The organism is Serratia sp. JSRIV001 (assembly GCF_019968745.1).
Lineage (GTDB): Bacteria > Pseudomonadota > Gammaproteobacteria > Enterobacterales > Enterobacteriaceae > Chania > Chania fonticola_B.
Genome location: NZ_CP074147.1, coordinates 5,124,546 through 5,150,200 on the forward strand (window position 1 = coordinate 5,124,546; position 25,655 = coordinate 5,150,200).

General features: G+C 53.7%; 23 protein-coding genes, 1 tRNA gene and 1 riboswitch. Of the genes, 10 read left to right on the forward strand and 14 right to left on the reverse strand.

Features of this window, described 5'->3' with window-relative positions:
* Nucleotides 1–11: 11 nt before the first annotated feature.
* A complete protein-coding gene (ribB, locus tag KGP17_RS23750) occupies nt 12–665 on the reverse strand; it encodes a 3,4-dihydroxy-2-butanone-4-phosphate synthase (RefSeq protein ID WP_021179502.1) in 654 nt (217 codons plus the stop codon).
* Between the two features lie 111 nt (nt 666–776).
* Nucleotides 777–938, reverse strand: a riboswitch (FMN riboswitch).
* Nucleotides 939–1,085: 147 nt separating this feature from the next.
* Here ribB and KGP17_RS23755 point away from each other — a divergent pair.
* Nucleotides 1,086–1,361, forward strand: a complete 276-nt coding sequence (locus tag KGP17_RS23755; RefSeq protein WP_021806869.1) for an accessory factor UbiK family protein — start codon at nt 1,086–1,088, stop codon at nt 1,359–1,361.
* A gap of 30 nt (nt 1,362–1,391) precedes the next feature.
* On the opposite strand, the gene yjeH is transcribed toward KGP17_RS23755, so the two are convergent.
* The 4 genes from yjeH to KGP17_RS23775 all read right to left on the reverse strand — a co-directional run bounded on the left by yjeH (nt 1,392) and on the right by KGP17_RS23775 (nt 8,451).
* On the reverse strand, nt 1,392–2,645 hold the full coding sequence (yjeH, locus tag KGP17_RS23760) for an L-methionine/branched-chain amino acid transporter (protein ID WP_223498502.1): 1,254 nt from the start codon (nt 2,643–2,645) through the stop codon (nt 1,392–1,394).
* 69 nt (nt 2,646–2,714) lie between these two features.
* Nucleotides 2,715–4,145: a bifunctional D-glycero-beta-D-manno-heptose-7-phosphate kinase/D-glycero-beta-D-manno-heptose 1-phosphate adenylyltransferase HldE gene (hldE, locus tag KGP17_RS23765; RefSeq protein WP_021179499.1), complete on the reverse strand. Its 1,431-nt coding sequence runs from the start codon at nt 4,143–4,145 to the stop codon at nt 2,715–2,717.
* A 114-nt stretch (nt 4,146–4,259) separates the two neighbouring features.
* Nucleotides 4,260–7,097, reverse strand: a complete 2,838-nt coding sequence (glnE, locus tag KGP17_RS23770; protein WP_115159744.1) for a bifunctional [glutamate--ammonia ligase]-adenylyl-L-tyrosine phosphorylase/[glutamate--ammonia-ligase] adenylyltransferase — start codon at nt 7,095–7,097, stop codon at nt 4,260–4,262.
* Nucleotides 7,098–7,143: 46 nt separating this feature from the next.
* Nucleotides 7,144–8,451 (reverse strand): inorganic triphosphatase, encoded by a 1,308-nt coding sequence (locus KGP17_RS23775; protein ID WP_161739836.1) that lies wholly within the window; start codon nt 8,449–8,451, stop codon nt 7,144–7,146.
* A gap of 278 nt (nt 8,452–8,729) precedes the next feature.
* On the opposite strand from KGP17_RS23775, the gene KGP17_RS23780 reads away from it, so the two are divergent.
* Both KGP17_RS23780 and KGP17_RS23785 read left to right on the forward strand, forming a co-directional pair.
* Nucleotides 8,730–9,347 (forward strand): TIGR04211 family SH3 domain-containing protein, encoded by a 618-nt coding sequence (locus tag KGP17_RS23780; RefSeq protein WP_021179496.1) that lies wholly within the window; start codon nt 8,730–8,732, stop codon nt 9,345–9,347.
* Between the two features lie 108 nt (nt 9,348–9,455).
* Nucleotides 9,456–10,691 carry a multifunctional CCA addition/repair protein gene (locus KGP17_RS23785; RefSeq protein ID WP_094983159.1) on the forward strand — a complete coding sequence of 412 codons (1,236 nt, stop codon included), beginning with the start codon at nt 9,456–9,458 and terminating at the stop codon, nt 10,689–10,691.
* A 28-nt stretch (nt 10,692–10,719) separates the two neighbouring features.
* Here KGP17_RS23785 and lldD read toward each other — a convergent pair whose 3' ends face one another.
* From lldD to lldP, 3 genes are read right to left on the reverse strand one after another with little or no spacing between them, the layout of a single operon-like run.
* Nucleotides 10,720–11,859 carry an FMN-dependent L-lactate dehydrogenase LldD gene (gene lldD, locus KGP17_RS23790; protein WP_021806874.1) on the reverse strand — a complete coding sequence of 380 codons (1,140 nt, stop codon included), beginning with the start codon at nt 11,857–11,859 and terminating at the stop codon, nt 10,720–10,722.
* A gap of 17 nt (nt 11,860–11,876) precedes the next feature.
* Nucleotides 11,877–12,659 carry a transcriptional regulator LldR gene (lldR, locus tag KGP17_RS23795; protein WP_223498503.1) on the reverse strand — a complete coding sequence of 261 codons (783 nt, stop codon included), beginning with the start codon at nt 12,657–12,659 and terminating at the stop codon, nt 11,877–11,879.
* Nucleotides 12,656–14,311, reverse strand: a complete 1,656-nt coding sequence (lldP, locus tag KGP17_RS23800) for an L-lactate permease (RefSeq protein ID WP_223498504.1) — start codon at nt 14,309–14,311, stop codon at nt 12,656–12,658. The genes lldR and lldP overlap by 4 nt, the downstream gene beginning before the upstream one ends.
* A 301-nt stretch (nt 14,312–14,612) precedes the next feature.
* On the opposite strand from lldP, the gene KGP17_RS23805 reads away from it, so the two are divergent.
* The gene (locus KGP17_RS23805; protein WP_223498505.1) at nt 14,613–14,792 is read left to right on the forward strand and encodes a type II toxin-antitoxin system CcdA family antitoxin; all 180 of its coding nucleotides are present in this window, start codon (nt 14,613–14,615) and stop codon (nt 14,790–14,792) included.
* Nucleotides 14,793–14,957: 165 nt separating this feature from the next.
* Here the strand turns inward: KGP17_RS23805 and bacA are convergent, their stop codons facing one another.
* Together bacA and folB are read right to left on the reverse strand one after the other, a co-directional pair.
* Nucleotides 14,958–15,785, reverse strand: a complete 828-nt coding sequence (bacA, locus tag KGP17_RS23810) for an undecaprenyl-diphosphate phosphatase (protein WP_021179489.1) — start codon at nt 15,783–15,785, stop codon at nt 14,958–14,960.
* 140 nt (nt 15,786–15,925) lie between these two features.
* Nucleotides 15,926–16,285, reverse strand: coding sequence for a bifunctional dihydroneopterin aldolase/7,8-dihydroneopterin epimerase (gene folB, locus KGP17_RS23815; protein ID WP_021806879.1), 360 nt, complete (start codon nt 16,283–16,285; stop codon nt 15,926–15,928).
* 107 nt (nt 16,286–16,392) lie between these two features.
* On the opposite strand from folB, the gene plsY reads away from it, so the two are divergent.
* Nucleotides 16,393–17,031 carry a glycerol-3-phosphate 1-O-acyltransferase PlsY gene (gene plsY / locus KGP17_RS23820; protein WP_021179487.1) on the forward strand — a complete coding sequence of 213 codons (639 nt, stop codon included), beginning with the start codon at nt 16,393–16,395 and terminating at the stop codon, nt 17,029–17,031.
* A 31-nt stretch (nt 17,032–17,062) separates the two neighbouring features.
* Here plsY and tsaD read toward each other — a convergent pair whose 3' ends face one another.
* Nucleotides 17,063–18,076 carry a tRNA (adenosine(37)-N6)-threonylcarbamoyltransferase complex transferase subunit TsaD gene (gene tsaD, locus KGP17_RS23825; RefSeq protein WP_021806880.1) on the reverse strand — a complete coding sequence of 338 codons (1,014 nt, stop codon included), beginning with the start codon at nt 18,074–18,076 and terminating at the stop codon, nt 17,063–17,065.
* Between the two features lie 324 nt (nt 18,077–18,400).
* Here tsaD and rpsU point away from each other — a divergent pair, with 324 nt between their 5' ends.
* The 3 genes from rpsU to rpoD all read left to right on the forward strand — a co-directional run bounded on the left by rpsU (nt 18,401) and on the right by rpoD (nt 22,498).
* Complete coding sequence (gene rpsU / locus KGP17_RS23830) at nt 18,401–18,616, forward strand: 30S ribosomal protein S21 (RefSeq protein WP_001144069.1); 216 nt, start codon at nt 18,401–18,403, stop codon at nt 18,614–18,616.
* A 137-nt stretch (nt 18,617–18,753) separates the two neighbouring features.
* Nucleotides 18,754–20,502: a DNA primase gene (dnaG, locus tag KGP17_RS23835; protein WP_021179484.1), complete on the forward strand. Its 1,749-nt coding sequence runs from the start codon at nt 18,754–18,756 to the stop codon at nt 20,500–20,502.
* Nucleotides 20,503–20,659: 157 nt separating this feature from the next.
* Nucleotides 20,660–22,498 (forward strand): RNA polymerase sigma factor RpoD, encoded by a 1,839-nt coding sequence (rpoD, locus tag KGP17_RS23840; RefSeq protein ID WP_021179483.1) that lies wholly within the window; start codon nt 20,660–20,662, stop codon nt 22,496–22,498.
* 49 nt (nt 22,499–22,547) lie between these two features.
* Here the strand turns inward: rpoD and mug are convergent, their stop codons facing one another.
* Nucleotides 22,548–23,036, reverse strand: a complete 489-nt coding sequence (mug, locus tag KGP17_RS23845; protein WP_074031204.1) for a G/U mismatch-specific DNA glycosylase — start codon at nt 23,034–23,036, stop codon at nt 22,548–22,550.
* 148 nt (nt 23,037–23,184) lie between these two features.
* Between mug and KGP17_RS23850 the strand changes: the two genes are divergently transcribed.
* Nucleotides 23,185–23,261, forward strand: a tRNA-Ile gene (locus tag KGP17_RS23850).
* Between the two features lie 226 nt (nt 23,262–23,487).
* On the opposite strand, the gene KGP17_RS23855 is transcribed toward KGP17_RS23850, so the two are convergent.
* Nucleotides 23,488–23,946: a hypothetical protein gene (locus KGP17_RS23855; protein ID WP_223498506.1), complete on the reverse strand. Its 459-nt coding sequence runs from the start codon at nt 23,944–23,946 to the stop codon at nt 23,488–23,490.
* Nucleotides 23,930–24,748 (reverse strand): winged helix-turn-helix domain-containing protein, encoded by an 819-nt coding sequence (locus KGP17_RS23860; RefSeq protein WP_223498507.1) that lies wholly within the window; start codon nt 24,746–24,748, stop codon nt 23,930–23,932. Before KGP17_RS23860 ends, KGP17_RS23855 begins: the two co-directional genes overlap by 17 nt.
* Nucleotides 24,749–25,227: 479 nt before the next feature.
* Between KGP17_RS23860 and KGP17_RS23865 the strand changes: the two genes are divergently transcribed.
* Nucleotides 25,228–25,620 carry a hypothetical protein gene (locus tag KGP17_RS23865; protein ID WP_223498508.1) on the forward strand — a complete coding sequence of 131 codons (393 nt, stop codon included), beginning with the start codon at nt 25,228–25,230 and terminating at the stop codon, nt 25,618–25,620.
* The last annotated feature ends 35 nt before the right edge of the window (nt 25,621–25,655 follow it).

The following is a 25,655-nucleotide window of genomic DNA, read 5'->3' on the forward strand; positions in this document are numbered from 1 at the left end:
CAGTCAGCGACTCAGCTGGCTTTCTTTTCGTGCGACTGGCGATAGGCCACCAGATCTTCGATAGTCAGCACCACCATGTCATGTTGCTTGGCAAAGGTGATCACTTCCGGCGCATGCGCCATGCTGCCGTCATCGTTAGTCAGCTCGCACAGCACGCCAGCGGGTTTGAAACCGGCCATTGAGACCAGATCGATGGTCGCTTCGGTGTGGCCACGGCGGTTCAATACGCCACCAGGCTGAGCACGCAGCGGGAACACGTGGCCTGGGCGGTTCAAATCGCTCGGCTTGGCACCGTCTGCAATGGCCGCACGGATGGTCGTCAGGCGATCGCTAGCTGAGACGCCAGTGGTCACGCCCTGCGCCGCTTCAATCGTCACGGTAAAGGCGGTCTGGAACTGGCTGGAGTTGTTGGTGACCATCATCGGCAGCTCAAGCTGCTGGCGACGATCTTCAGTGATACACAGGCAAACAATGCCGCTACCGTGGCGAATGGTCAGCGCCATCTGTTCAACGGTCATGGTTTCTGCGGCGAAGATCATGTCACCTTCGTTTTCACGGTTTTCATCATCAAGCACCATCACACCGCGCCCGTTGCGCAGTGCATCAAGAGCGCGTTCAACGCGTTCTTCCGGCGTGCCGAAATCTGAAAGTAGAGTCTGATTCATGGTAAAAAACCTCATTAAAATTATGGATTACCAGAACCAGGGCGATCTTGAGGAGTGGCTATGCCAATAGCCAAAAAAATAACGCAAGCGGGGCATACGCCCGACAGGTGTCGTTACTCTCTCCCATCCGGACTATAACCGTCGGCCCCGGAATTACACCGGATCTGCTGACCTCTAACCCACTCCTGAGAGATAGGCTGAGCGCTCGCGGGCTTTCACCGTGAATGGTGATTTACCGCCGGTGGGGACTTGCACCCCGCCCTGAGAATAAGCATCTCGACTATAACCCCATCGCTTTAGCGTTTCAAGCCATCCGGTCGCGTAATGAGGGATCGCGCAGCAAACACGGTAATGGTTTATCCGGCGAGCAACTCGCATTACACTAGGCATCTGCCACCAAATATCAGAAAGGGAAACGCCATGATTGACCCGAAAAAAATTGAACAGATCGCACGCCAGGTCCAAGAGTCGATGCCTAAAGGCGTACGTGAATTCGGGGAAGACGTTGAGAAAAAAATCCGCCAGGTACTGCAAGCGCAGTTGACCCGTCTGGATCTGGTTAACCGCGAAGAATTTGACGTGCAGACTCAAGTCCTGCTGCGCACCCGCGAGAAGCTGGCATTGCTGGAACAGCGCCTGACTGAATTGGAAGGCAAGCTGGATACCGCACCGGTAGCCAAGCCAGCAGACGAATAAGTTTATTGTAAGGGGCGCATCAATGCGCCCTTATTGCTTGGAGACCACCGCCGGCGTTTTACGCGGCATCACCAGCCAAATCAGCACCAACATCGCCAGCGCATACAGGCTTTTCCAGCCGATAATCACTAGTAACAACAAGCACAAAGCGGATCCGACGATCGCCATCAGCCGCGAACGCCCCTGCAAGATCCGCCAACCCGCCAACATACACAGCAGATAAATCAGCACGAAAATGCCATTGGCATACACCAGCAACGTATCCAGCGGCAGCTTCAGGGTATAGATCAGCAAAGTGAACAGCAGGCAGCAACCTACCACTGCGCTCAATGCATTGACCGGCACCTGACCCGCAGAGAGTTTGGCTAAGCCGCTAGCAGGCTTTTCCTGGGCCTGTGACCAGACCAGGCGGGCAAAGCTCTGGGTGTAGATATTCACGCTGGCAAAACAGGCCAGATAGCCGATGATGCAGGCAATCCACAGCGCATGCTCGCCAAACAGTTGCACCACGATCCCCGGCAACGAAGCGGCCGCCGCCTGATGTTCGCCGTAAGCATGGAAGTGCAGCACCGCTACGGTACAGCCCCAATAGACCGCCCCCGCCACCAACAGCCCGAGCATTAACGCGCGCGGAAAGTCCCGCTCTGGATGGCGAAACTCGGTCGCCAGATGAGCAAAAGCCTCCAGCCCGACAAAGCACCAGAACATCACCGCCAACGCGTGGAACATATTAGGAGGAGAAATATCGCTGACCGCAGGCCATGGGATTTGGGATGGGGTAATGCCGCCTTGCCACCAGATAGCCCCCACCAGAGCTATCACCAGAAGGGCAATCAAGGTCTGAATATTGGCACTGGAACCGGCGCTGCGTGTGCCAAGCAGCCAAATCACCACCAGCGTAACAATTTGCACCAGCAACAGGCCATTGGCATCCCAACCAAAGGTGGCCTGCCAGAATCCTGCGGCGATTTGTAATGCGGCAGGCAAGCCAACGGGGATCACAGAGAGGAACAGCCAAGCGGTTACCTTTGCCATGCGTGGCCCAAAAGCCAGACCGACAAAATGCGCGGCACCACCGGCACTGGGGAAATGGCGGCCCAACGCCGCAAAAGCGATGGCGATCGGGAATACCAGCACAATCAGTATTGGCCAGGCCCACAGGCTGTCGCCCCCCGCCACCTGCGCCGCCAATGCCGGAACGGCAAAGACCCCGGTACCCAGCAGTGAAGTGGACAATAGCCCAACGCCCTGCGCTAAACTCAGCTCCTGCTTAAGTCCACTCACTGCAAACCACCCTGTTTACCCGTCGTCTTTTTCGGGCGCAGTGCTCAGCGCCCCTACAGTCAAAAAATATTAACCGCGCCCATCCTTGATGGCCTTGATGATGTTGGTGGTGGATAACCCATCTTCAAAGTTCAGTACCCGCACATCGCCACCGTTGGCCCAGACTTCAGCACTGCCAGCAATCTCATGCGGCTGGTAGTCACCGCCCTTCACCAGTAGATCTGGCAGAACTTCGGCGATCAGGCGTTGCGGCGTATCTTCTTCAAACGGCACTACCCAATCCACGGCACCCAGCGCGCCCAACACCACCATACGGTTTTCCAACAGGTTAACCGGGCGGGTTTCCCCTTTCAGGCGTTTGGTTGACGCATCGCTGTTCACCGCCACGATCAGGCGATCGCCCAATTTGCGCGCATTCGCCAGGTACGAGACATGGCCTGCGTGCAGAATGTCGAAGATGCCGTTGGTCATCACCACTTTCTCGCCGCGTTGGCGCGCCTGCGCTACCGCTTTTTTCAGCTCGGCTTCTGTCATTACACCAAAGCCGGTTTCGGCGCGGCCACGAATGGCGTTTTCCAGCTCGACTGGCGAGACGGTCGAGGTGCCCAACTTACCCACCACCACACCGGCGGCGGCGTTAGCCAGGAAGCAGGACTCTTCCAGAGTATTACCCGCCGCCAGGGCGGTGGCCAGCACACCGATCACCGTATCACCGGCACCGGTCACGTCGAACACTTCCTGCGCCTGGGTTGGCAGATGCAACGGCTCACGGCCCGGTTGCAGCAACGTCATCCCCTGCTCGGAACGGGTGATCAGCAGTGCAGACAGTTCAAAGTCCGCCACCAGCTTCATCCCACGCGTCACCAGCTCTTCTTCACTTTGACAATGACCGACCACGGCTTCAAATTCGGACAGGTTTGGGGTCAGCAGCGTAGCGCCACGGTAACGTTCAAAATCGGTGCCTTTCGGGTCGATCAGTACCGGAACCTTCGCCGCACGCGCCAATGCGATCATGCCTTGCACCTTGCTCAGCGCGCCCTTGGCGTAATCCGACAGTACCAGTGCGCCAATCTGCGGCAATGCCTGCTGGATACGCTCCATGATCGGCTGCGGATCGACGTTGGAGAAACCTTCCTCGAAGTCCAGGCGGATCAGCTGTTGGTTACGGGAAAGTACGCGCAGCTTGGTGATGGTCGGGTGCGTAGGGACCGAGACAAAGTCACAGCGCACGTTAACTTCGTTGAGCTTGGCGCTCAGCGCACGCGCCGCGTCGTCGATCCCCGTCAGACCCACCAGGCGCGAATTGGCCCCTAACGAGGCGATGTTCATCGCGACGTTAGCCGCACCACCGGGACGCTCTTCGATGGTTTCAACCTTGACCACCGGCACCGGCGCTTCCGGTGAAATACGGCTGGTCGGCCCATACCAATAGCGATCCAACATGACGTCACCAACCACCAACACACCGGCGCGGCGAAAATCAGGTAGTGTAACTTTCATCCGATAACTCCAAACAAGTCATAAAAATAAATTCGGCAGATATTAGCATAATAGCCCGCAATACCCGTAAAAACTGCCTACCAGCTCAATGCTTAGGCAAACAATACGTCTCCCTCAGCCCAGCCATTTGCTCCAACTGGCGCGCACCTGCTCACGCTCGGCAGCAAACAGCTCGCTGCTGACTTTGCTGGAGTGTTCCTGTAACGCCAGATGGTGGATCTCATCACGCATGGTGACATAAGCCTGGGTCAACGCCTGGGCCTCGTCTTCCGGCATGATGTCGTAATTAGCCATCAGCTCAAAGATACGCACGTTATCCGACCAACGCGTCAGGCGCGGTTCGCCCGCGGCATAACCTAAGACCAGGTATTGGGCAATAAATTCGATATCGGTGATCCCGCCTTCGTCCGCTTTGATATCAAACAGATCGCGCTGTTTGCTGCCCAGATGGTTGCGCATTTTCTCGCGCATTTCACGCACCTCCTGCTGCAGCTTGTTCACTTCACGCGGTTTGCACAAAATTTCGCGGCGGATCGCATCGAACTGCTGATGCAGCGCCGGATCGCCATACACGATGCGCGCCCGCACCAGAGCCTGATGCTCCCAGGTCCAGGCTTCGTTACGCTGATAATCGGCAAAGGCTTCGACGGTGCTGACCAGCATCCCGGCAGCTCCGGAAGGACGCAGACGGGCATCCACCTCATAGAGAATGCCGGAAGAGGTGCGGGTGCTGAACAAATGCATCACCCGTTGCGCCAGGCGCAGATAGAACTGACGGCCATCGATGCAGCGATCGCCATCCGTCATGACGTCTGGTGGACAATCCAGCAGGAACACCAGGTCGAGATCCGAGCTGTAACCTAGCTCCCAGCCCCCCAGCTTCCCGTAGCCGATCACCGCGAACCCTAACCCCTCCCGCTCATGTAGATGAGTCGGCTGACCGTAGCGCGCAACCATGTCTTTCCACGCCTGCTGCACCACCGCATCAATGATCGCCTCGGCCAGATAGGTTAAGTGATCGCTCACTTTCATCACCGGCAGCACCTCGGCGATATCCGCAGCGGCAATGCGCAAGTGTTGTGCCTGCTTGAACTGCCGCAACGCTTCCAACTGCTGTTCTTCATCGTCTTCCGGCACCCGCAGGCGGTATTGGCGCAGTTCGCTACGATAGGCATCCGGAGCCACCGGTTGGTACAGCGTGGCCGGATCCAACAGCTCGTCGAGCAACAGTGGGTAACGCGCCAGTTGGCTGGCCACCATCGGGGATGCGGCACAAAGGCGGATCAGGTGGCTGAGAGCGGCGTGATATTCCACCAGCAGCTCGAGGTAGGTGGTGCGGGTCACGATGCTTAGCAACAGCTGGGTCAGGCGCGTCAGAGCCGTGGCCGCGTCCACGCGCGAACACACTTCGGCCAGCAAGCGTGGCATCAGTTGATCCAGCACGTCACGGCCACGCGGGCCAATGGTGCGTTTGTCCACGTCGTGGCGGAAGTCGGCGATGGAACGCAGCATCTGCCGCCGCGCCTCTTCGTCCAGATGGGGCGTCAGTGGCTCTAGCTCGCTCTCATCCAACGCATCCTGCCACAGGCTGTGGTAATGCTGGTAGTTGGGATCTTCGCCTACGTCTGGGCTATCGTCGCCGATCAGGTCATCAAATACCGTACGGACCTGGCGCATGTGCTCGTCCAGCACCATCATCAACGACGGCCAGTCCGGCTGGTCCATTCCCCAGGCCAGTCGCGCCTGATCCAGCTCGTCCTGCGGCAGGGTCTGGGTCTGCTGGTCGGCAATCGCCTGCAACAGATTCTCCAGCCGCCGCAGGAACAGATAGCCGTCACTCAGCTCTGCGACCTGCTGCGCGGTCAACAACCCCAGTTCACCCACCGCCTGCAACGTCGGCAGCAGTGATCGCCCCTGCAAACTGGGCTCACGCCCACCACGGATCAGTTGGAAGACCTGGGTGATAAATTCGATTTCGCGGATGCCACCGGCACCCAGCTTGATGTTGTCCTTCAGCCCCCGCCGCCGCACTTCGCGGGCAATCATGCCCTTCATATTACGCAGCGACTGGATCACGCTGAAATCGATATAGCGACGGAACACGAATGGCCGCAATGTCTTACGCAGCTCCTGGCTGTAGGCATCTTCATGCCCCCCCATCAGGCGCGCCTTGACCATCGCGTAGCGTTCCCAATCGCGCCCCTGCTCCTGGTAATAATCTTCCAGCGCGGCAAAGCTCATCACCAGCGGGCCGCTATCGCCAAACGGCCGCAGACGCATATCGACGCGGTAGACAAAGCCGTCGATGGTTTGCTGATCCAACGCTTTGATCAGCCGTTGCCCCAGGCGGGTAAAGAATTGGGCGTTATCCAGCTCACGCCGCCCGCCTTGGGTGTGGCCGTTTTCCGGATAGGCAAAGATCAGATCGATATCAGAGGAGAAGTTCAGTTCACCACCGCCGAGTTTGCCCATCCCCAGGATCAGCAAAGGCTGCGGCACGCCATCGGCATTGCAAGGCGTGCCCCACTCGCGGCAACAGGTTTGATAGAGCCAGTCACGAGCGCTGACGATCAGCGTTTCTGCCAGAGCACTCAGCTGTTGTAGCGTTTCTTGCGTGGTACATAGCTGCTGAGCCTGCGCCCAGGCAATACGCACCAGGCTCTCACGGCGAAACAGGCGCAGCACGCGCATTAGCTGCGCTTCGTCCTGCACCTCTTCAAGCTCATCCTGCAACCAGGCGGCATAGTGCTGCCACTCATCGGCCACTGGCGGCTGCTGGCGTAACGTTACCAACCATTCAGGATGGCCGAGCAACATGTCGCTGACAAAATCACTCGACGCCAGAACGCTTTGTTCTGCGGCGCTGAGCATTAACTCCGCGCCCTGAGTTTCCTGAAATCGCTGCACGATGTTCTGTGCCTGAAGCTGTAACGCAGCAGAGAGTGGCAACATAGTGAATGACCCGTTCTATGGCCTGCAGCCGGCAGGCCCGCTGGAGTTAACGAACCGCGCCGTTTAACCAGAATGGCGCATGGGATAATGCCTGTTTGCGGCTGGCTTCGTACCAACCCTGACGACGCTCGGCAATGGCTGATTGCAGTTCGCGCCAACTGTCGATATACGGCCCGGTTTCGCTATCCGGATAGGCACCAGAAAGCAGGATAAACGCCAGCACCTGGCGCGTCAGGCGTGGCAGTTGCTCTTGATATTCATCTTCATTCAGGGTGCGCGTAAAGGCTTCTTTCAGCTCTGCGGCGCTACGGCCCAGCATGATATCGCTAAAACGCTTGAATGAACCATCCAGCTTAGCCTGCGATTTGGCATCGATAAACGGCCGCCATGCGCCGGTGATCAACCACGATGTGAGTGCCAACTTACATTGCAGATACTCCGTGCCGTAGCACAGCTCCTGCGGCTGGGTGGTTTTATCCACCAGCAAAGGCTCCAAAGCCGTCAGCCGAGCGCGCAGATCGGTGCTTGCCTTGCGCGGAACCAAGCCGCCAAAGATCACCAGCGCCTGGCGGATCAGACCGATGGCTTCCATTACCGCACGGCGTGCCTGCTTGTCGCCACGCAGCCACAGCTCTTCGTGATACTGCCAATGGCTCAGCGCCAGCTCGAAAGCGGCAACCATGCCTTGTTCTACCGTGGACTTAGGTGCAGGCTTCATCACGCTTAATGGGCGTAACTCACGTTCGGCATTGCCCTGCGCCAGATGATAGCCCCGAGCCGCTTTACTGAGGCTACCCTGGCGTAAACCACCCTGTTCCGCCAATGCGGCTGCCAATGCCAGCAAATCAGCAGTCTCACCGCTTTTCAGCTCCAGTTCCAGCTCGCATAACGGTTCAGCGAGGTCACCCGCGCGCACTTCACCCTGGTCGAGGCCAATCTCAATCTCGCTTGCGCCGTAAGTGACCACCCACTTTTCACGCACAAAGTCAGTACGGAACAGCGGCTGCAACGCCTTTTGCAACGGGGCCAGCTTGCAGCCCTCCGGCCAGATATCCGCCGGGAATTTTTTCAGCGCCAGCGCGGGTTTGGCGATGGCGACGTTAAATTCCGGCCGCTGGTGCAGCCCCCCCACCACCGAACCGGCGGTTTTGATGGTCATTTCATAGCTATCGTCAAAACCGCGAATACGCAGGCCCATATCATGGTTGCGCAGGAAGTTGTCGGCGGTTTCATAGTAGATATTGGTCAGCTTCTGCGGCGCAGAATGCTGATTAGGCCAGGCGGCAATCCGCTCCGGTAGGCTGGCAATCGCTGCGGGGGAAACAATAAACTTCAGTTCTATTTCAACGCTCATAGTTCTTTTACACCAATAGGTTAGGCATTCGCGTGAGTCTTCACGGCGGCGGAGTCTGCCGGCCGCACTCAGCCCGACGACGCACAGTGAGAGTATCTTACCGCGATTCCCCCTGACTTGACTCTGCCAACTGCAGAAAAAACCTGTTACGTTATAGAATGCTGCGCAACTGACGGGATTTAGCATAGTAAGATAGTTCCCATTCCGGTTTTGGCGTTGCGCCGTCAGACTGAACGCTCTACTATCGTTCCATAAATCCACGCAGAAACGATGACATAATGCAGAAATTACGCCTGATTTGCCTTGCCGTGCTAAGTTTTAGCATCACTTGGGGCGCACATGCCGAAGATAAACGCTATATCTCCGATGAATTAAATACTTATGTCCATAGCGGCCCAGGTAACCAATACCGTATCGTCGGCACCTTGAATGCCGGTGAAGAAGTCACGCTGTTGAGCGTCAATGACAGCACCAGCTACGGCCAGATCCGCGATTCCAAAGGACGCAGCGTCTGGATCCCGCTGGATCAGCTGAGCCAGACGCCAAGCCTGCGCACCCAGGTGCCAGAGCTGGAACAGCAGGTGAAAACCCTGACCGACAAGCTGGCCAATATTGATAATAGCTGGAACCAGCGCACCGCCGAAATGCAGCAGAAAGTGGCCGCCAGCGATAGCACCATCAGCGGCCTGCAGCAGGAAAACCAGGATCTGAAAAATCAGCTGGTTGTGGCGCAGAAGAAGGTGAATGCGGTGAATCTGCAACTTGACGACAAACAACGCACCATTATTCTGCAATGGTTTATGTACGGCGGCGGCGTTGCCGGCGTTGGTTTGTTGCTCGGCCTGCTGTTGCCGCACCTGATCCCACGCCGCAAGAATAATCGCTGGATGAACTGATTGCCGTTCCGCCAGTTTAAGCGCCTACGGGCGCTTTTTTATTGCCTGACGCATCCGCTGCCCAATTGATGTAATCTGATCAAACGAGCTATTGATAGGAGTTAAACCGTGAAAATTTACCTGGTCGGCGGTGCCGTCCGTGACACCCTGCTCAACTTACCGGTAGTGGATCACGACTGGGTGGTGGTCGGCGCAACGCCTGCCGACCTATTGGCTCTTGGCTATCAGCAGGTGGGTAAAGACTTCCCGGTATTCCTCAACCCGCAAACTCATGAGGAGTATGCGCTGGCCCGCACCGAGCGCAAATCCGGCCAGGGTTACACCGGATTTACCTGCTACGCCGCCCCGGACGTGACGCTGGAAGAGGATCTGCTGCGGCGCGATCTCACCATCAACGCCATGGCGCGGGGTGATGATGGAGTACTGGTTGACCCCTATAACGGCAAGGCCGATCTCGACGCCCGCCTGTTGCGCCATGTCTCCGACGCTTTTGGCGAAGATCCGCTGCGAGTGTTACGCGTGGCGCGTTTTGCCGCCCGCTTTGCCTCCCTGGGTTTTACCGTTGCCCCTGAAACCAGCGCGCTGATGCAGCAGATGGCCGAAAGCGGTGAACTGGCCACCCTGACGGCGGAGCGCGTGTGGAAAGAGACCGAGAAGGCATTACAGAGCCAGAGCCCGCAGGTGTATTTCCAGGTGCTTCGCGACTGCGGAGCGTTGAAAGTGCTGTTCCCGGAAATCGACGCCCTGTTTGGCGTGCCAGCCCCAGAGAAATGGCACCCGGAAATTGATACTGGCGTACACACGCTGATGACGCTGGCGATTGCCACCCAGCTCAGCCCCGAGGTAGATATCCGCTTCGCGGCGCTGTGCCACGATCTCGGGAAAGGCATCACGCCGCAAGAACTCTGGCCACACCACTATGGCCATGGCCCTGCGGGCGTCAGGCTGGTAGAGAAGCTTTGCCAACGGCTGCGTGTTCCTAATCCAGTACGTGAGCTGGCGAAGCTGGTGGCGGAGTACCACGACCTGATCCACACGGCCAATAAACTGCGGCCAGAAACGCTGTTAAAACTGTTTGATGCCATCGACGTGTGGCGTAAACCGCAGCGGCTGGAGCAGATGATCCTCACCAGCGAAGCCGATGCCCGCGGGCGTACCGGTTTTGAAAACAACCCTTATCCGCAGGGCGATTACCTGCGCCAGGCCTATCAGGTCGCCAACGCGGTTTCGGTCAAAGAAGTGGTGGAAAGTGGCCTGCAAGGGCTGGCGATCCGCGACGAGGTCAAACGCCGCCGTCAGCAGGCGTTGGCGGACTGGAAGAAACAGCAAGAACCTCAGCCTTAGGTAAAACGGGCGCGGTATGCGCCCCTACCTACCCCTCCAGCACCAACGAATCACGGCTGATTTCAGCGATACTTTTCGCCCCCGTGAGCGTCATCGCTACGCACATCTCTTTTTTGATCAATGCGAGCAGATTTTCTACCCCAGCCTGGCCCGCTGTCGCCAGCGCATAGAGATAAGCACGCCCAAGCAACACACTGTCCGCCCCAAGCGCGATCATGCGCACCACGTCTAATCCGCTACGTATCCCGCTGTCTGCCAGGATGGTGATATCCCCTTTCACCGCATCGGCAATCATCGGCAACGCACGAGCAGAAGAAAGCACCCCATCCAGTTGGCGACCACCGTGGTTGGAAACCACAATCCCGTCAGCACCAAAACGCACGGCATCACGTGCATCGTCGGCGTCGAGAATGCCCTTTATCACCATCGGTCCCTGCCAGAAATCACGGATCCATTCCAAATCACTCCATGAAATCGAAGGGTCAAAGTTGGCCCCCAGCCACCCGATATAATCTGCTAGTCCGGTGGGCTTTCCGAGGTAAGCGGAAATATTGCCCAGATCGTGCGGGCGCCCATTCAGGCCAACATCCCACGCCCAGGCAGGATGGGTAACGGCTTGCCAATAGCGCCGCTGGGCGGCATAGGGGCCACTCATTGCCGAATGTGCATCGCGGTAACGGGCGCCTGGTGTCGGCATATCCACGGTGAAGACCAAGGTGGTACAGCCCGCGGCTTTCGCCCGCTCCAAGGCATTACGCATGAATCCGCGATCTTTCAACACATACAGCTGGAACCACATGGGCCGCTTGATGGCCGGCGCCACCTCTTCGATTGGGCACACCGATACGGTGGAAAGCGTAAACGGAATGCCTTGTTGTTCTGCGGCCCTTGCAGCCTGCACCTCACCACGGCGGGCATACATGCCACATAACCCTACCGGGCCAAGGACAACAGGCATGGCCAAAGTTTCGTTAAACAGTTTGGTTTCCAGGCTGAGCGCCGACATGTTCTTAAGAACACGCTGCCTCAATGCGACCTGAGCCAGATCTTCCACGTTACGCCGTAAAGTGTGTTCGGCATAAGCGCCGCCATCAATGTAGTGAAACAGAAACGGCGGCAGTTTACGTTGTGCCGCAGCGCGATAATCCGTGGCTGCTGAGATAATCATCAAACGATCTCCCTTTGTTACGGTGAATTGTCATCAGGAAGGCGGGTTATACGCGCCTGCCTGGCCTCGTCTTCATGCAGATTTTTAATGGTGGAATGCACGAATCCCAGGTGAGATTTGGCCGCTTTACCCGCCCGTTCAGGATCGCCTGCCAGGATCGCCAGCAGCAGTTCCTCGTGCTGTTCAGTCAGCCGGGTGAAAATCGTCGGCTGGGTGTACATACGCTGGCGGCTATGCATGACGGAGGTGCGCATTAAATCGAAAAAGCCGCGCATGGTTTGCAGCAACACCACGTTGTGTGAAGCCTCGGCAATCGCCAAATGGAAGCGCACATCCGCCTGAGCGGCAAGTTCAGGATGATCGCTCTCCTGAAGCGCTAACATGGCGTCAAAGCAAGCCTGTAGCTTCTCTTTGTCTGCGGCGGTGGCGCGCATTGCCGCGTGCCAGGCGGTGCTGGCCTCAATGGCGTGGCGAGCTTCCAGAATGTCATAACGATAGTCAGGATCGTCGGCAACCAAGGTTCTCAGCGGTTCCACGATGCATTGCTCCGACCAGGGGGAAAGCTCGTCGCAGACATAGGTTCCGCCGCCACGTCGGCTGATAAGCGTTTTTTCACCAATCAGCTTTTGAATTGCCTCACGTAGAGAGGAACGCGAGACACCCAACTCGTTGGCCAACTGGCGCTCGGCGGGCAAGCGCATCCCCATATCCAGTTGGCGTTCACGGATCATCACCTTGATACGCTCAACCAAACGATCGGCCGAGCGGAGTGGATCAGTAGGTTGAAGATTTACAGTCATGGGATCATCCAGGTTAGCCAGTAAGCCTGAAGCGTAGTAATAACTCCCACCATACAGGTGAAGATCAGGCTGTGTTTTACCGTAAAGCGGAACAGATCAGACTCTTTCCCCACCAACCCCACGGCGGCACAGGCAATCGCGATAGACTGTGGTGAAATCATTTTGCCTGTGACTCCGCCGGTGGTGTTAGCCGCAACCAACAGCACATCCGAAACGCCAATCTGCTGGGCGGTGGTGGCCTGCAGAGCGGCAAACAACGCGTTGGACGAAGTGTCTGAGCCGGTCAGGAACACGCCCAACCAGCCAAGGAACGGTGAGAAAAAGGTGAACGCGCTGCCGGTATGAGCCAATGCCAGTGCCAAGGTTGCCGACAGGCCGGAATAGTTGGAAATAAAGGCAAAGGCTAACACCATGCCAATGGAATAAATGGGCAACATCAACGCCTTTAGCGTTTCAGCCAGCGTGGTGAGCGCGTCTTTGGGCTTCATGCGCAAATAAATCACAGAGGCGATCGCAGCAACCATAATGGCGGTGCCGGTGGCAGAGAACCAGTCAAGTTTGAAAACGGCGACATAAGGCGTGATGTTTGCCACCACCGGCGGCATTTTGGCCACCAGCTTATCCAGAAAAGGCACCGGAATAGAGAACACCCACACGTACAGCGCACCACCTTGCGCGAACAGCGCTTTAAACGGCGGGATGCTCCACAGGGTGACCGTAGCGGTCAGGAAAATAAACGGCATCCAGGCGCGAATAACCTGCCCTAAACCATAGTGCTGCTGCACCAGCTTTTGGTCGACGACTACCCCTTCGGCATTATCAAAACGGAACAGGCGTTTTGGCTGCCAAACCCGTAGAAACAGCGTCAGGCATACCAGTGAAACCAGCGAGGAGATGATGTCTGGCAACTCTGGCCCAAGAAAGTTGGAGCTGAGATACTGCGCCAAGGCAAAGCTTCCCCCCGCCACAACCACCGCAGGCCAGGTTTCTTTAATGCCGCGCCAACCGTCCATAATCGCCATGATCCAGAACAGCACGATAATCGTCAGGAACGGCAATTGGCGCCCTACCATCTGCCCGATTGCAAAGCTGTCCAACCCGGTCACCTGGCCCGCAACGATAATCGGGATACCCATAGCGCCGAAAGCCACCGGTGCAGTGTTGACGATCAGGCAAAGCCCTGCGGCATACAACGGATTGAATCCCAGCCCAACCAACAAGGCGGCGGTAATGGCTACCGGTGCGCCAAACCCGGCGGCACCTTCCAAAAAGGCACCAAAACAGAAGCCAACGATCAGCATCTGTAAACGTTGGTCGGGGGTGATAGAGAGAATGGAAGAGCGGATGATGTCAAACTGCCCGGTTTTCACCGAAATCTGGTAGACAAATACTGCGGCAATAATGATCCAGGCTATCGGCCACAGCCCATAGAAAAAACCATAAACCACCGCAGCGAGCGCTCGATCGATGGGCATCCGGTAGAGGAATAACGCCACCAGCAAAGCTATACCAACGGTTAACGTTGCTGCAATATGCCCCTTGAGCTTCAGTTTAATCAACGCCAAGAAAAAAAACGCAATGGGCAGCGCCGCGACCGCACTTGATAGCCAGATATTACCAATGGGATCATAAACTTGTTGCCAGACTTCCATGTAGATAACTCCCGCGATTATTTACATACTCCTCCGCTTAATGGGTCGTACTAACAGGGCGAAGTCATATGATTGATAACCGATAGTTAACTTACTGTTAAAAACATGCAATGTGTCTGTTTGGGTTTTTGCCGTTTATGTGCCAGAGGTTCACATTTTTCCGGCATTGGTCGGACCAAAAGTGGGGAGAAGGGGTGCTAAATGAGCAAGGCTGAGCATCCCCATAAATTGGGGCCCCCTCACGCTATCGCCTTTTTAAATATGTGTATGATGTGGTGCAGACAACAGCAGGAGTACATACATGACAGTAAATAATAGACTTATTAACAATACGGGTATTAACCTTAACGCCAGCTTTGCTGCCAAACTACATAATCACGCAACGAAAAAATGGCAGGAAGAAAACAAGGGAACTCTCGAGGCATTAAATCGTTTTCATGATGAACACGGCTGTTTCAGCGATGAGTACAGAACGTTTTAACAATGCAATTCACCGTCTACTGCAAAAACGGCAATAGATTTCCTCATTGATGGAATTTGAAGCCACTGGTAGCGACCAATCGAATGCGCCAATACAAGTAATATGAACATAGTGGGCAAAGAGCCCACTATTGGAGAGGACAAAACGTTCGAGCTGGTGCCAGGATTAATGAATAAACACCATGTAGACCGCCGCCGCGACGATAAAACGGTAGATGGCGAAAGGCACAAACGAGATACGCTTGATCAACTGCAGGAAGGTCTTGATGGCGATTAGTGCTACCACAAACGCGGTAGCGAAACCGACGGCAAACATCGGCAGGTCACTGAGCGTCAGGAAGTGCAGGCTCTTGTACAGATCCAGACCGCTGGCCCCGATCATCATTGGCACTGCCAGAATAAAGGAGAACTCCGAGGCCGCAAAACGGCTCACGCCCACCAGCATGCCCCCCGAAATGGTAGAGCCGGAACGGGAAAAGCCAGGCCACAGCGCCAGACACTGGAAGCAACCGATCAAAAAGGCCTGCCGATAGGTAATATCATCCAGCCCGACCGCGCTTGGTTTTTTCGGTTTCAGCCATTCGGCGGCCAACAGCAACAGGCCCCCGACCACTAACGCATACATCACGTTTTTCGGTTCAAATAGCGATTTGATCATATCGTGGAGCAGCAACCCCAGCGCTACCGCCGGGATCATCGCCAGCAGGATATGGCCCAACTTCAATTGCCCTGCCGTCTGCCCTTCATGAGGAACAGGTTTGCCACCAAAGTGAATGCCGATCAGGCCAAACAGACGGCGCCAGAACACCACTACCACCGCCAGGATCGAACCCAGTTGGATAATAACTTCGAAGGTTTTCGCCTTATCGCCGGTAAAACCCAGTAACTCACCAACGATAATCATGTGCCCGGTAGAGGAAACCGGCAGGAACTCTGTCAGCCCTTCGACTACCCCAAGCACGAATGCCACAAACAATGAATGCATGTCCGCCATCAGACCACTACCCCATTTCAAATTTAACGCTATTAAAGGTACGAGCACAAAAAAGCGGCAGTGTTCAATACCTTGCCGCTTAAACAATTCTAGTTACAGACCAGCATATCGGTCTTTAGTTGCATATTGGTGACAACTTGTCAGGCTGGGCGCTGACCGCGTTCGATGATCACCCCAACCCGGCTGGCGTGCGCGACTGCACCCGGCTTGCTGACCTTAATACGGACCCAGGGAGATTTAAAGCGCCGTAGCAAAATTTCGGATACCTCCTCTGCGACACGCTCCACCAGCGCAAAACGATTGGGCTGCACATGCTGGATGACCGCATCGCTGATATCGGCATAGCTTAGGCAATCATTCACATCATCGCTGGCGGCTGCCTGGCGGTTGTCCCACGCCATTTCGATATCGAACACCAGCTTTTGCGCAATGGTTTGTTCCCAATCATAAACGCCAATGGTGGTGATCACGGTAAGCTCTTCAATAAATACGATATCCATCACGTCATTCTCAGTTTTTGGCCTTGCCGGATACCACTTCCGACGGAATATGCGTATTATCCATAGATGTTGCGAGTAAAACGACCATTATTAGACGGAACCGCGTTATGAGTGCTACCGCGCTTGGCATGATTATCTTCGCGTATCTGTGTGGCTCAATTTCCAGCGCGATCCTGGTTTGCCGGATCGCCAGGCTACCGGATCCGCGTGAACATGGATCGGGAAATCCAGGGGCGACCAACGTCCTGCGTATCGGCGGCCGCCTGGCGGCGGCTACGGTGTTGGTGTTCGATATACTAAAAGGGATGCTGCCAGTCTGGTTGGCCTATGCGTTCAACGTCCCACCGCTGTATCTGGGCCTGACGGCAATCGCCGCCTGTCTTGGGCATATCTACCCGGTGTTCTTCCACTTCCGTGGGGGCAAGGGCGTGGCAACGGCGTTCGGTGCCATTGCGCCGATCGGCTGGGATCTCACTGGCCTGATGACCGGCACCTGGCTGTTGACCGTGCTACTGAGCGGCTATTCCTCGCTCGGGGCGATCGTCAGTGCGCTGATTGCACCGTTCTACGTCTGGTGGTTCAAACCGCAGTTTACCTTCCCGGTAGCGATGCTCTCTTGCCTGATCCTGATGCGTCATCACGACAATATCCAGCGCCTATGGCGCGGCCAGGAAGGGAAGATCTGGGGTAAGTTCCGCAAGAAGAAAGACGGTGTTTTAGAACAGGAAGAACACAAAGAAGAATAATTGAAAGGCCGGAAATTCCGGCCCTTGGCTTTTACACCGCAGGCAGCTCTGCCAGCGGCCAACGTGGGCGTACGGTAACGCCCAACTCCGGGTTACCCCCGTTCTTCATTCGAACCATCCCGGCATAAGCGATCATCGCCCCATTGTCGGTACAGAATTCCGGGCGGGCATAGAACACTTCGCCACCGCGTTTTTTCATCAGCTCGGCCAGTTTGCTGCGCAACGTGCGGTTGGCACTGACGCCACCGGCCATCACCAGGCGTTTAAACCCGGTCTGCTCCAGCGCGCGTTTGCATTTGATCGCCAGCGTATCCACCACCGCATCTTCAAAAGCACGGGCAATATCGGCACGGGTTTGATCGTCGTTGCCGTTAGAGCGGATGGTATTGGCGGCAAAGGTCTTCAGGCCGGAGAAACTGAAATCCAGCCCTGGGCGATCGGTCATTGGGCGTGGGAAGGTAAAACGCCCTTCAGTGCCCTGCTGCGCCATTTTCGACAGCATCGGCCCGCCGGGATAATCCAGCCCTAACAGCTTGGCGGTTTTGTCGAACGCTTCGCCAGCGGCGTCGTCAACCGACTCCCCCAGCAAAGTATATTCACCGATCCCGGTCACGCTGATCAGTTGGGTATGGCCGCCAGACACCAGCAGCGCCACAAACGGAAACTCCGGTGGATTGTCTTCCAGCATAGGTGCCAGCAAGTGGCCTTCCATATGATGCACCGGCACCGCAGGCACACCCCAGGCAAACGCCAACGCGCGGCCAATGGTTGCCCCTACCAACAAAGCGCCCACCAAACCCGGCCCGGCGGTATACGCCACGCCGTCGATATCGCCAGGCTTCAGGTTCGCCTCTTTCAGTGCGGCCTGGATCAGCGGCACGGTCTTGCGCACGTGATCGCGGGAAGCCAGTTCCGGCACCACACCGCCGTAATCGGCATGCAGTTTCACCTGGCTGTAGAGTTGGTTGGCTAACAAACCGGCTTGATCGTCATACACTGCAATACCGGTTTCATCGCAGGACGTTTCTATACCCAATACGCGCATTACATTTCCCATCATTCACGTGCGGCCGCCAGTTTATCACAATCAACGCCATTTACCGCCAGCCTGCAGCACCCTGGCCGCGATGGTGCGCTATGTCGATGATTCACAAGGTTGCCCGCCGGGTGATTAAAAACGAGCAATTTTTTCTGATTAGTCTATAATCGGCGGCCGATGCATAATTGCGCGAGTTTGCCGGAACGCGGCGTGTTTCAATTTGCTATGGTGCTTTACAAAGCAGCATCCATTGAAGTAAAATTCCGCACCATTTTGAAAAGGCTGGCGCTTGGCCAGCAGCAAACCGAATTCTATTGAGGTGAGAGGCACATGCCGGTAATTAAAGTACGTGAAAACGAGCCATTTGACGTTGCACTGCGTCGTTTCAAGCGTTCCTGCGAAAAAGCGGGTGTTTTGGCTGAAGTTCGTCGTCGTGAGTTCTATGAAAAACCGACTACCGAACGTAAACGCGCTAAAGCTTCTGCAGTAAAACGCCACGCGAAGAAACTGGCTCGCGAAAACGCACGCCGCACTCGTCTGTATTAATCCTTCGGGGGTAACCCCACCGCGTGATTTTTTTCTTTTTCAAGAACACGCAGACCGAGTAGTTGCATACGAAGGCCGTGCTTTCCGAAAGGAATGCGCGGCTTGTTCTCGTTTATAGGCAATCGTAACAGGGGCTTATGGCTGGACGAATTCCGCGTGTATTTATCAATGACTTGCTGGCTCGCACCGACATCGTCGATCTGATCGACGCCCGGGTAAAGCTTAAAAAGCAGGGCAAGAACTATCACGCGTGCTGTCCGTTCCACCACGAAAAAACGCCTTCATTCACCGTTAATGGCGACAAACAGTTTTATCACTGTTTTGGTTGTGGAGCGCACGGTAACGCCGTCGACTTCCTGATGAATTACGACAGACTCGAGTTTGTCGAAACCATCGAGGAACTGGCCACCATGCACGGGCTGGAAGTGCCTTACGAGGCAGGCACCGGACCGACGCCAATCGAACGCCATCAGCGTCAAAGCCTATATCAACTGATGGAACAGCTCAGCGCGTTCTATCAACAGTCACTGCATCAATCCAACGGGACGCAGGCGCGCAACTACCTGCAACAGCGCGGATTGAGTGACGACGTTATCCGCCATTTTGCCATCGGCTTTGCACCTGCCGGTTGGGATAATGCGTTAAAACGTTTCGGGCGTGATACCGACAGCCGGGCAGCACTGAACGATGCCGGAATGTTGGTGACTAACGATCAAGGGCGCACTTACGATCGCTTCCGCGAGCGTGTGATGTTCCCCATCCGCGACAAACGCGGGCGGGTAATCGCTTTTGGTGGACGCGTACTGGGCGACGGTATGCCCAAGTACCTGAACTCGCCGGAAACCGAAGTATTCCACAAGGGCCGTCAGTTGTACGGCCTGTATGAAGCACAGCAGAGCCACGCCAACCCGCAACGTTTGCTGGTGGTCGAAGGCTATATGGACGTGGTGGCGTTAGCGCAATATGGCATTGATTATGCCGTTGCCTCACTCGGAACCTCGACAACGGCTGAACATATTCAGCTGCTGTTCCGCGCTACCGATAACGTTGTCTGCTGTTACGACGGCGACAGGGCTGGCCGTGAAGCCGCCTGGCGCGCGTTAGAAACCGCACTGCCCTATCTGAACGACGGGCGCCAGTTACGGTTTATGTTTTTGCCAGACGGTGAAGACCCGGACACCCTGGTCCGTAAAGAAGGCAAAGACGCCTTCGAACAGCGAATGGAGCTGGCGCAGCCGCTTTCCACTTTCCTGTTCGAAACGTTGATGCCACAGGTCGACCTGAGCAGCCCGGATGGCCGTGCCAAACTGAGTACCTTGGCGCTACCGCTGATCACTCAGGTGCCGGGCGAGACATTACGTCTCTACCTGCGCCAACAGCTAGGCAGCAAACTGGGCCTGCTGGACGATAGCCAGCTCGACAAGCTGATGCCCAAACAGGCGGAAAATGCGAATACTTATCAGGCGCCCCAGCTAAAACGCACAACCATGCGTATACTGATAGGATTACTGGTGCAAAATCCGCGTTTGGCTACACTTATCCCTTCCCTGGAAGGGCTCGAGCAAACTAAACAGGCGGGTTTACCGCTATTTGTTGAACTGGTGCAGACCTGTTTAGCGCAGCCGGGCCTGACTACCGGCCAGTTGTTGGAGCTGTACCGAGATAACAAATTGAGCCAGCAGCTTGAAACCTTGGCGACATGGAACCATATGATCGTTGAGGAACAAGTTGAGCAACACTTTTTAGATACTCTGACGAATCTCTATGACTCGGTGCTGGAAAAACGTCAGGAAGATTTGATCGCACGTGACAGAACGCATGGCCTGAATGCAGACGAACGCAAGGAACTCTGGTCATTACAACTGGCATTGGCGAAGAAAGACTGAATACCAAACGGCTTAAGTGCCGATAAATGCGAGGGCAGAGCCCTGCAATATGCCGCCACAGTGGGCCGCGGCAACAACAAAAACGCCCCAAATGCTATTGTTGGCGGTTTCGCCGACCGACACCAACCCAAATACTCTGAAGTGTGGATACCGTCTTATGGAGCAAAACCCGCAGTCACAGCTTAAACTTCTTGTCCAACGTGGTAAGGAGCAAGGCTATCTGACCTATGCTGAGGTCAATGACCATCTGCCGGAAGATATCGTCGACTCCGATCAGATCGAAGACATCATCCAGATGATTAACGACATGGGCATCCAGGTGATGGAAGAAGCACCGGACGCCGATGACCTGCTGCTGGCTGAAAATACCAACAGCACAGACGAAGATGCGGAAGAAGCTGCCGCTCAGGTGCTGTCCAGCGTAGAATCTGAAATCGGGCGCACCACTGACCCAGTGCGCATGTACATGCGTGAAATGGGTACCGTTGAATTGCTGACGCGTGAAGGCGAAATCGACATCGCCAAGCGTATCGAAGACGGCATCAACCAGGTGCAGTGCTCGGTTGCTGAGTACCCTGAAGCCATCACCTATCTGCTGGAGCAGTACGATCGTGTCGAGGCTGGCGAAGCACGCCTGTCCGATCTGATCACCGGCTTCGTCGATCCTAACGCGGAAGAAGACATCGCCCCTACCGCTACTCACATCGGTTCTGAATTAACCACCGAAGAGCAGGACGACGACGACAAAGACGAAGATGAAGAAGACGAAGCTGAAGACGACAACAGCATCGATCCAGAACTGGCGCGCCAGAAGTTTACCGATCTGCGCGATCAGTACGAAGCCACTCGTCTGGTTATCAAAAAGAACGGCCGCAGCCACGCCAGCGCAGCAGAAGAGATCCTGAAGCTGTCTGAAGTGTTCAAGCAGTTCCGCCTGGTGCCAAAACAGTTCGACTTCCTGGTCAACAGCATGCGTACCATGATGGATCGCGTTCGTACGCAAGAACGTATCATCATGAAGCTGTGCGTTGAGCAGTGCAAAATGCCGAAGAAAAACTTCGTCACCCTGTTCGCCGGCAACGAAACCAGCGACACCTGGTTCGCAGCGGCACTGGCAATGGGTAAACCCTGGTCAGAGAAGCTGAAAGACGTTAATGAAGATGTTCAGCGCAGCCTGCAAAAACTGCGTCAGATCGAAGAAGAAACCGGCCTGACCATCGAGCAGGTGAAAGACATCAACCGCCGTATGTCGATCGGTGAAGCGAAAGCCCGCCGCGCGAAGAAAGAGATGGTTGAAGCCAACTTGCGTCTGGTTATCTCGATCGCCAAAAAATACACCAACCGTGGCCTGCAGTTCCTGGATCTGATCCAGGAAGGCAACATCGGCTTGATGAAAGCGGTAGACAAGTTTGAATACCGTCGTGGCTACAAGTTCTCAACTTACGCCACCTGGTGGATCCGTCAGGCTATCACCCGCTCTATCGCCGACCAGGCACGTACCATCCGTATTCCGGTGCATATGATTGAGACAATCAACAAGCTCAACCGTATTTCGCGCCAGATGCTGCAAGAGATGGGCCGTGAGCCAACGCCGGAAGAGCTGGCCGAGCGTATGCTGATGCCAGAAGACAAAATCCGTAAGGTGCTGAAGATCGCCAAAGAGCCGATCTCCATGGAAACGCCGATTGGTGATGATGAAGATTCACATCTGGGCGATTTCATCGAGGATACCACCCTCGAGCTGCCACTGGATTCTGCCACCTCTGAAAGCCTGCGTTCTGCCACGCACGACGTCCTGGCTGGCCTGACCGCACGTGAAGCGAAGGTGCTGCGTATGCGTTTCGGTATCGATATGAACACTGACCACACGCTGGAAGAAGTGGGCAAACAGTTCGACGTTACCCGTGAGCGTATTCGTCAGATCGAAGCCAAAGCGTTGCGTAAACTGCGCCACCCAAGCCGTTCAGAAGTACTGCGTAGCTTCCTGGATGACTAAGGTTTAACAACCTCGTAAGAACCCCGGCTCGCCGGGGTTTTTTTATGCCTTATTTTAACGCCAGGAATAGCTCTCGGTAACTCTCGGTAAGCTGCTCCAGCGTGGCACGATTCAATCCACTGGGATTAGGCAATACCCACACCTCGGTTTTACCCAGCATCATCTCCTGACGCCCCCAAGCGGCATTTCGCACGCCAAACGCACTGCTGAACGCCTGTTTCCCCAGAATTGCCAAAGCTCGCGGTTGGTAACGCAGAATTTTTTCTTTGAGCACCTCACCGCCACCGCGCAGTTCATCACGTGAAAGTTCGCTGGCCGCCACCGTTGGCCGCGCGACCAGAGCGGTGATCCCACAACCGTTATCTTGCAGCTGTAGCCACTGTTCCGGTGCCAGCTGGCGATCGGTGAAGCCCGCCTGATGGATCACCTTCCAGAAACGGTTACTGCCATTGGCAAAAGGATAGCCCTGATGGGCAGAGGAAAGGCCAGGATTGATGCCGCAGAACACCACCTGAAGGTTTGGCGCCAAGAGTTCCATGAGTATCACCAGTCCGTTAAAAGGAATTAACCGCGGTTATCGCAAAATCTGCCTGCAATTACAACAGGCTAGAACTGTGCATAAAAACATCATATGGTTTTATGGGTGTAGACCTGCATCCCATGATTACCGTATAATCACGCCGCCTGGCCCCTTAGCTCAGTTGGTTAGAGCAGGCGACTCATAATCGCTTGGTCACTGGTTCAAGTCCAGTAGGGGCCACCAAATTTTAGCTTTAAAATCATATAATTAAGCCACTTCTTGCGAAGTGGCTTTTTTTCTGACCGGCAGTGTTACAAAGTGTCTATTTTTACCAACTCTCTACCTGCAATGATCAGCTTAGGATGCGCTAACTCCGTCCGATATTGATGGTTTGTACTATTTTGTGAATGAGCAGATCGCTCAAACCGGATTGAGTTCCCTTCAGGAATCGATTATAGGGAACAGGTATTTAGCTCATATCCTTGGAGCACAACATAATAACTTCAATCGGTGTAGCGATAATGTAATCCCCATTTGTCAACTCAGTGATCTTTATCTTGATATTTTCATAGTTGAGTACATTAAAAATTTCATTTAATTCCTTTTTTTTATTTAAAAAGCTCAGTGAGTAATACGTCCCTTCTTTTTTATAGGTAAACTTGTCCATACCATCTACTGATATTTGCTGAGAATCAGAGCATGAATAGGTTCCTGAAACCAGCAAATACCCATTACCATCACTTTGCATGGAAAAAAATACTTCAAATACACTACTTTTATTACAGGTATCATTAGCGAACAACATCCTTTTCATCTTTGTCCGGCACTCAAAATCCAGAGTCGGTGCAGTATACCTCCAAGTAAAAAATGCCAATAAAACAGCAATCAACAATAATCCCATCATGATTAACTTAGTGTTTTTTTTCATTTTTATCTTCATATTCATTAACATAGTAATTGGAGCAACTTATTCTTTTATTGAATGGGCAGTAAGCCAATAAGTTACTTATTGTCTTGCGCCCATAGGAATCCTGTTTGTTTTGAACAAAGTAATATATATTAGCCTCATCATCACAATTCAATTTATTATTATTGACAGCTAGTTTAATTGTTTTTATCGTACTGGAAATCGGTAGGGTTTTGGTTAAGTAATCCGCAAGATAAAATCGGCATTGTTTATAACGGAACACCTCATCTCTAATTGAATTTAACCTGATATAGTTGTAAATCCACGGTGAGTGGATGATTAAAAAAAAAGAAAAAATAAAAACAGTTATTTTTATTTTTTTCTGTCTAAGAGCATTTATAACATGCCGTTTTTTTTCCGTGACTGCAGGAGAAGATGGTTTTTTCTGCTCCTCACTTTCAGTAGTTGGTACTATTTCTTTAGTATTTTCCGTTGCAGTAATTAACCGAACTTCGGCTGTAAACATAAATCCATATTTTGGCACAGTTGTAATACTGTCAATGCAGCCACATTGTGCCAATGCTTTTCTTAACATAGAAACATAATTATTAAGATTATTGCTTGATGAACTTAGTCCCTTTTTTTCCCATAACTCACTTAAAATAACATCTCTACTTAGTGGTTGGTTGTTATTTTCAAGCAACATCAATAGCAGTTCACTGGTCACCCTGGTTAGCGTTATTATTCCCATAGTCTGATCAACAGCCAGTAACGTCCCATCAGCAGAGTTATAGACTATTACCTCATTTATTACGTACTTCATCCCCACCCCCACCGATCCCATTCTTGACTATTCTTCTATTCCCAACATGTACCCACTGCATTCTGTATACGTTGTCAATGACACACCCAAACACCCGTCTTGACATTGAACATGCTACCAAAAACGCATTGAACTCACCTGCTACCAACGTCTTCTCATTATATCTACTTGTTAATCCCTACAGTCTTTTTTAGATTTAAAATCTAATAATTAAAAAAAATAAGAATAAAAATCTATTAACAACACGAATTTCATTATATGCATCCAAATTCATATTTTTATTGCTAGGCTAGAGTCCTGCCAGTGAGGTGTTGGTATCCCGTTACCCTCTCACCATGGTTTATATACCAATCGGTTATGGAGATGAGAATAAATAAAACCAACACACTATAAAAAAACACCAGTAATCTTAGAGGATTTTATTAAGCCCAAAGTTTAATAAAATACAATTTTCTGCACCAAAAATAATAAAGAAAACCATGAAAGAACAGATTGAAAGCATATCACACTTGGAAGTAAATAAGGTAGCCATTCATGGAAAAAAATTAAAAATAAAAAACACCAATACAGAGATTATATTAAGCAAGAACCAAAAAAAATTGCTTCTTTGTCTAATGAAAAAAATCAATGAAAAAAGAGTGATAATCGAAATAATATGGGGGGAAGGAGGGTGTAATACAAATGAGATGAACTACCATCAGCTAATATATAAGACTAGAAAAAAACTAGTCAATAAGGGTATTCCTGAAGATTTTATCATGACTATCCCACGATATGGCCTGTGTCTTAACATGGGGTTTGTGCATCAAAATACAAATGAACAAGCTTGGTTGAACAAATCAAATTTCAGCGACTCTGAGGTAACTGAGTAGCATACGACCAACAGAAATAATGGATTCTCAACAGG

Excerpts from the sequence above, each read along its gene's own strand:
- ribB (WP_021179502.1), bottom strand. The coding sequence starts at position 665 with ATGAATCAGACTCTACTTTCAGATTTCGGCACGCCGGAAGAACGCGTT.
- KGP17_RS23755 (WP_021806869.1), top strand. The coding sequence starts at position 1,086 with ATGATTGACCCGAAAAAAATTGAACAGATCGCACGCCAGGTCCAAGAG.
- hldE (WP_021179499.1), bottom strand. The coding sequence starts at position 4,145 with ATGAAAGTTACACTACCTGATTTTCGCCGCGCCGGTGTGTTGGTGGTT.
- glnE (WP_115159744.1), bottom strand. The coding sequence starts at position 7,097 with ATGTTGCCACTCTCTGCTGCGTTACAGCTTCAGGCACAGAACATCGTG.
- KGP17_RS23775 (WP_161739836.1), bottom strand. The coding sequence starts at position 8,451 with ATGAGCGTTGAAATAGAACTGAAGTTTATTGTTTCCCCCGCAGCGATT.
- KGP17_RS23780 (WP_021179496.1), top strand. The coding sequence starts at position 8,730 with ATGCAGAAATTACGCCTGATTTGCCTTGCCGTGCTAAGTTTTAGCATC.
- lldD (WP_021806874.1), bottom strand. The coding sequence starts at position 11,859 with ATGATTATCTCAGCAGCCACGGATTATCGCGCTGCGGCACAACGTAAA.
- lldR (WP_223498503.1), bottom strand. The coding sequence starts at position 12,659 with ATGACTGTAAATCTTCAACCTACTGATCCACTCCGCTCGGCCGATCGT.
- lldP (WP_223498504.1), bottom strand. The coding sequence starts at position 14,311 with ATGGAAGTCTGGCAACAAGTTTATGATCCCATTGGTAATATCTGGCTA.
- KGP17_RS23805 (WP_223498505.1), top strand. The coding sequence starts at position 14,613 with ATGACAGTAAATAATAGACTTATTAACAATACGGGTATTAACCTTAAC.
- bacA (WP_021179489.1), bottom strand. The coding sequence starts at position 15,785 with ATGGCGGACATGCATTCATTGTTTGTGGCATTCGTGCTTGGGGTAGTC.
- folB (WP_021806879.1), bottom strand. The coding sequence starts at position 16,285 with ATGGATATCGTATTTATTGAAGAGCTTACCGTGATCACCACCATTGGC.
- plsY (WP_021179487.1), top strand. The coding sequence starts at position 16,393 with ATGAGTGCTACCGCGCTTGGCATGATTATCTTCGCGTATCTGTGTGGC.
- tsaD (WP_021806880.1), bottom strand. The coding sequence starts at position 18,076 with ATGCGCGTATTGGGTATAGAAACGTCCTGCGATGAAACCGGTATTGCA.
- rpsU (WP_001144069.1), top strand. The coding sequence starts at position 18,401 with ATGCCGGTAATTAAAGTACGTGAAAACGAGCCATTTGACGTTGCACTG.
- dnaG (WP_021179484.1), top strand. The coding sequence starts at position 18,754 with ATGGCTGGACGAATTCCGCGTGTATTTATCAATGACTTGCTGGCTCGC.
- rpoD (WP_021179483.1), top strand. The coding sequence starts at position 20,660 with ATGGAGCAAAACCCGCAGTCACAGCTTAAACTTCTTGTCCAACGTGGT.
- mug (WP_074031204.1), bottom strand. The coding sequence starts at position 23,036 with ATGGAACTCTTGGCGCCAAACCTTCAGGTGGTGTTCTGCGGCATCAAT.
- KGP17_RS23855 (WP_223498506.1), bottom strand. The coding sequence starts at position 23,946 with ATGAAAAAAAACACTAAGTTAATCATGATGGGATTATTGTTGATTGCT.
- KGP17_RS23860 (WP_223498507.1), bottom strand. The coding sequence starts at position 24,748 with ATGAAGTACGTAATAAATGAGGTAATAGTCTATAACTCTGCTGATGGG.
- KGP17_RS23865 (WP_223498508.1), top strand. The coding sequence starts at position 25,228 with ATGAAAGAACAGATTGAAAGCATATCACACTTGGAAGTAAATAAGGTA.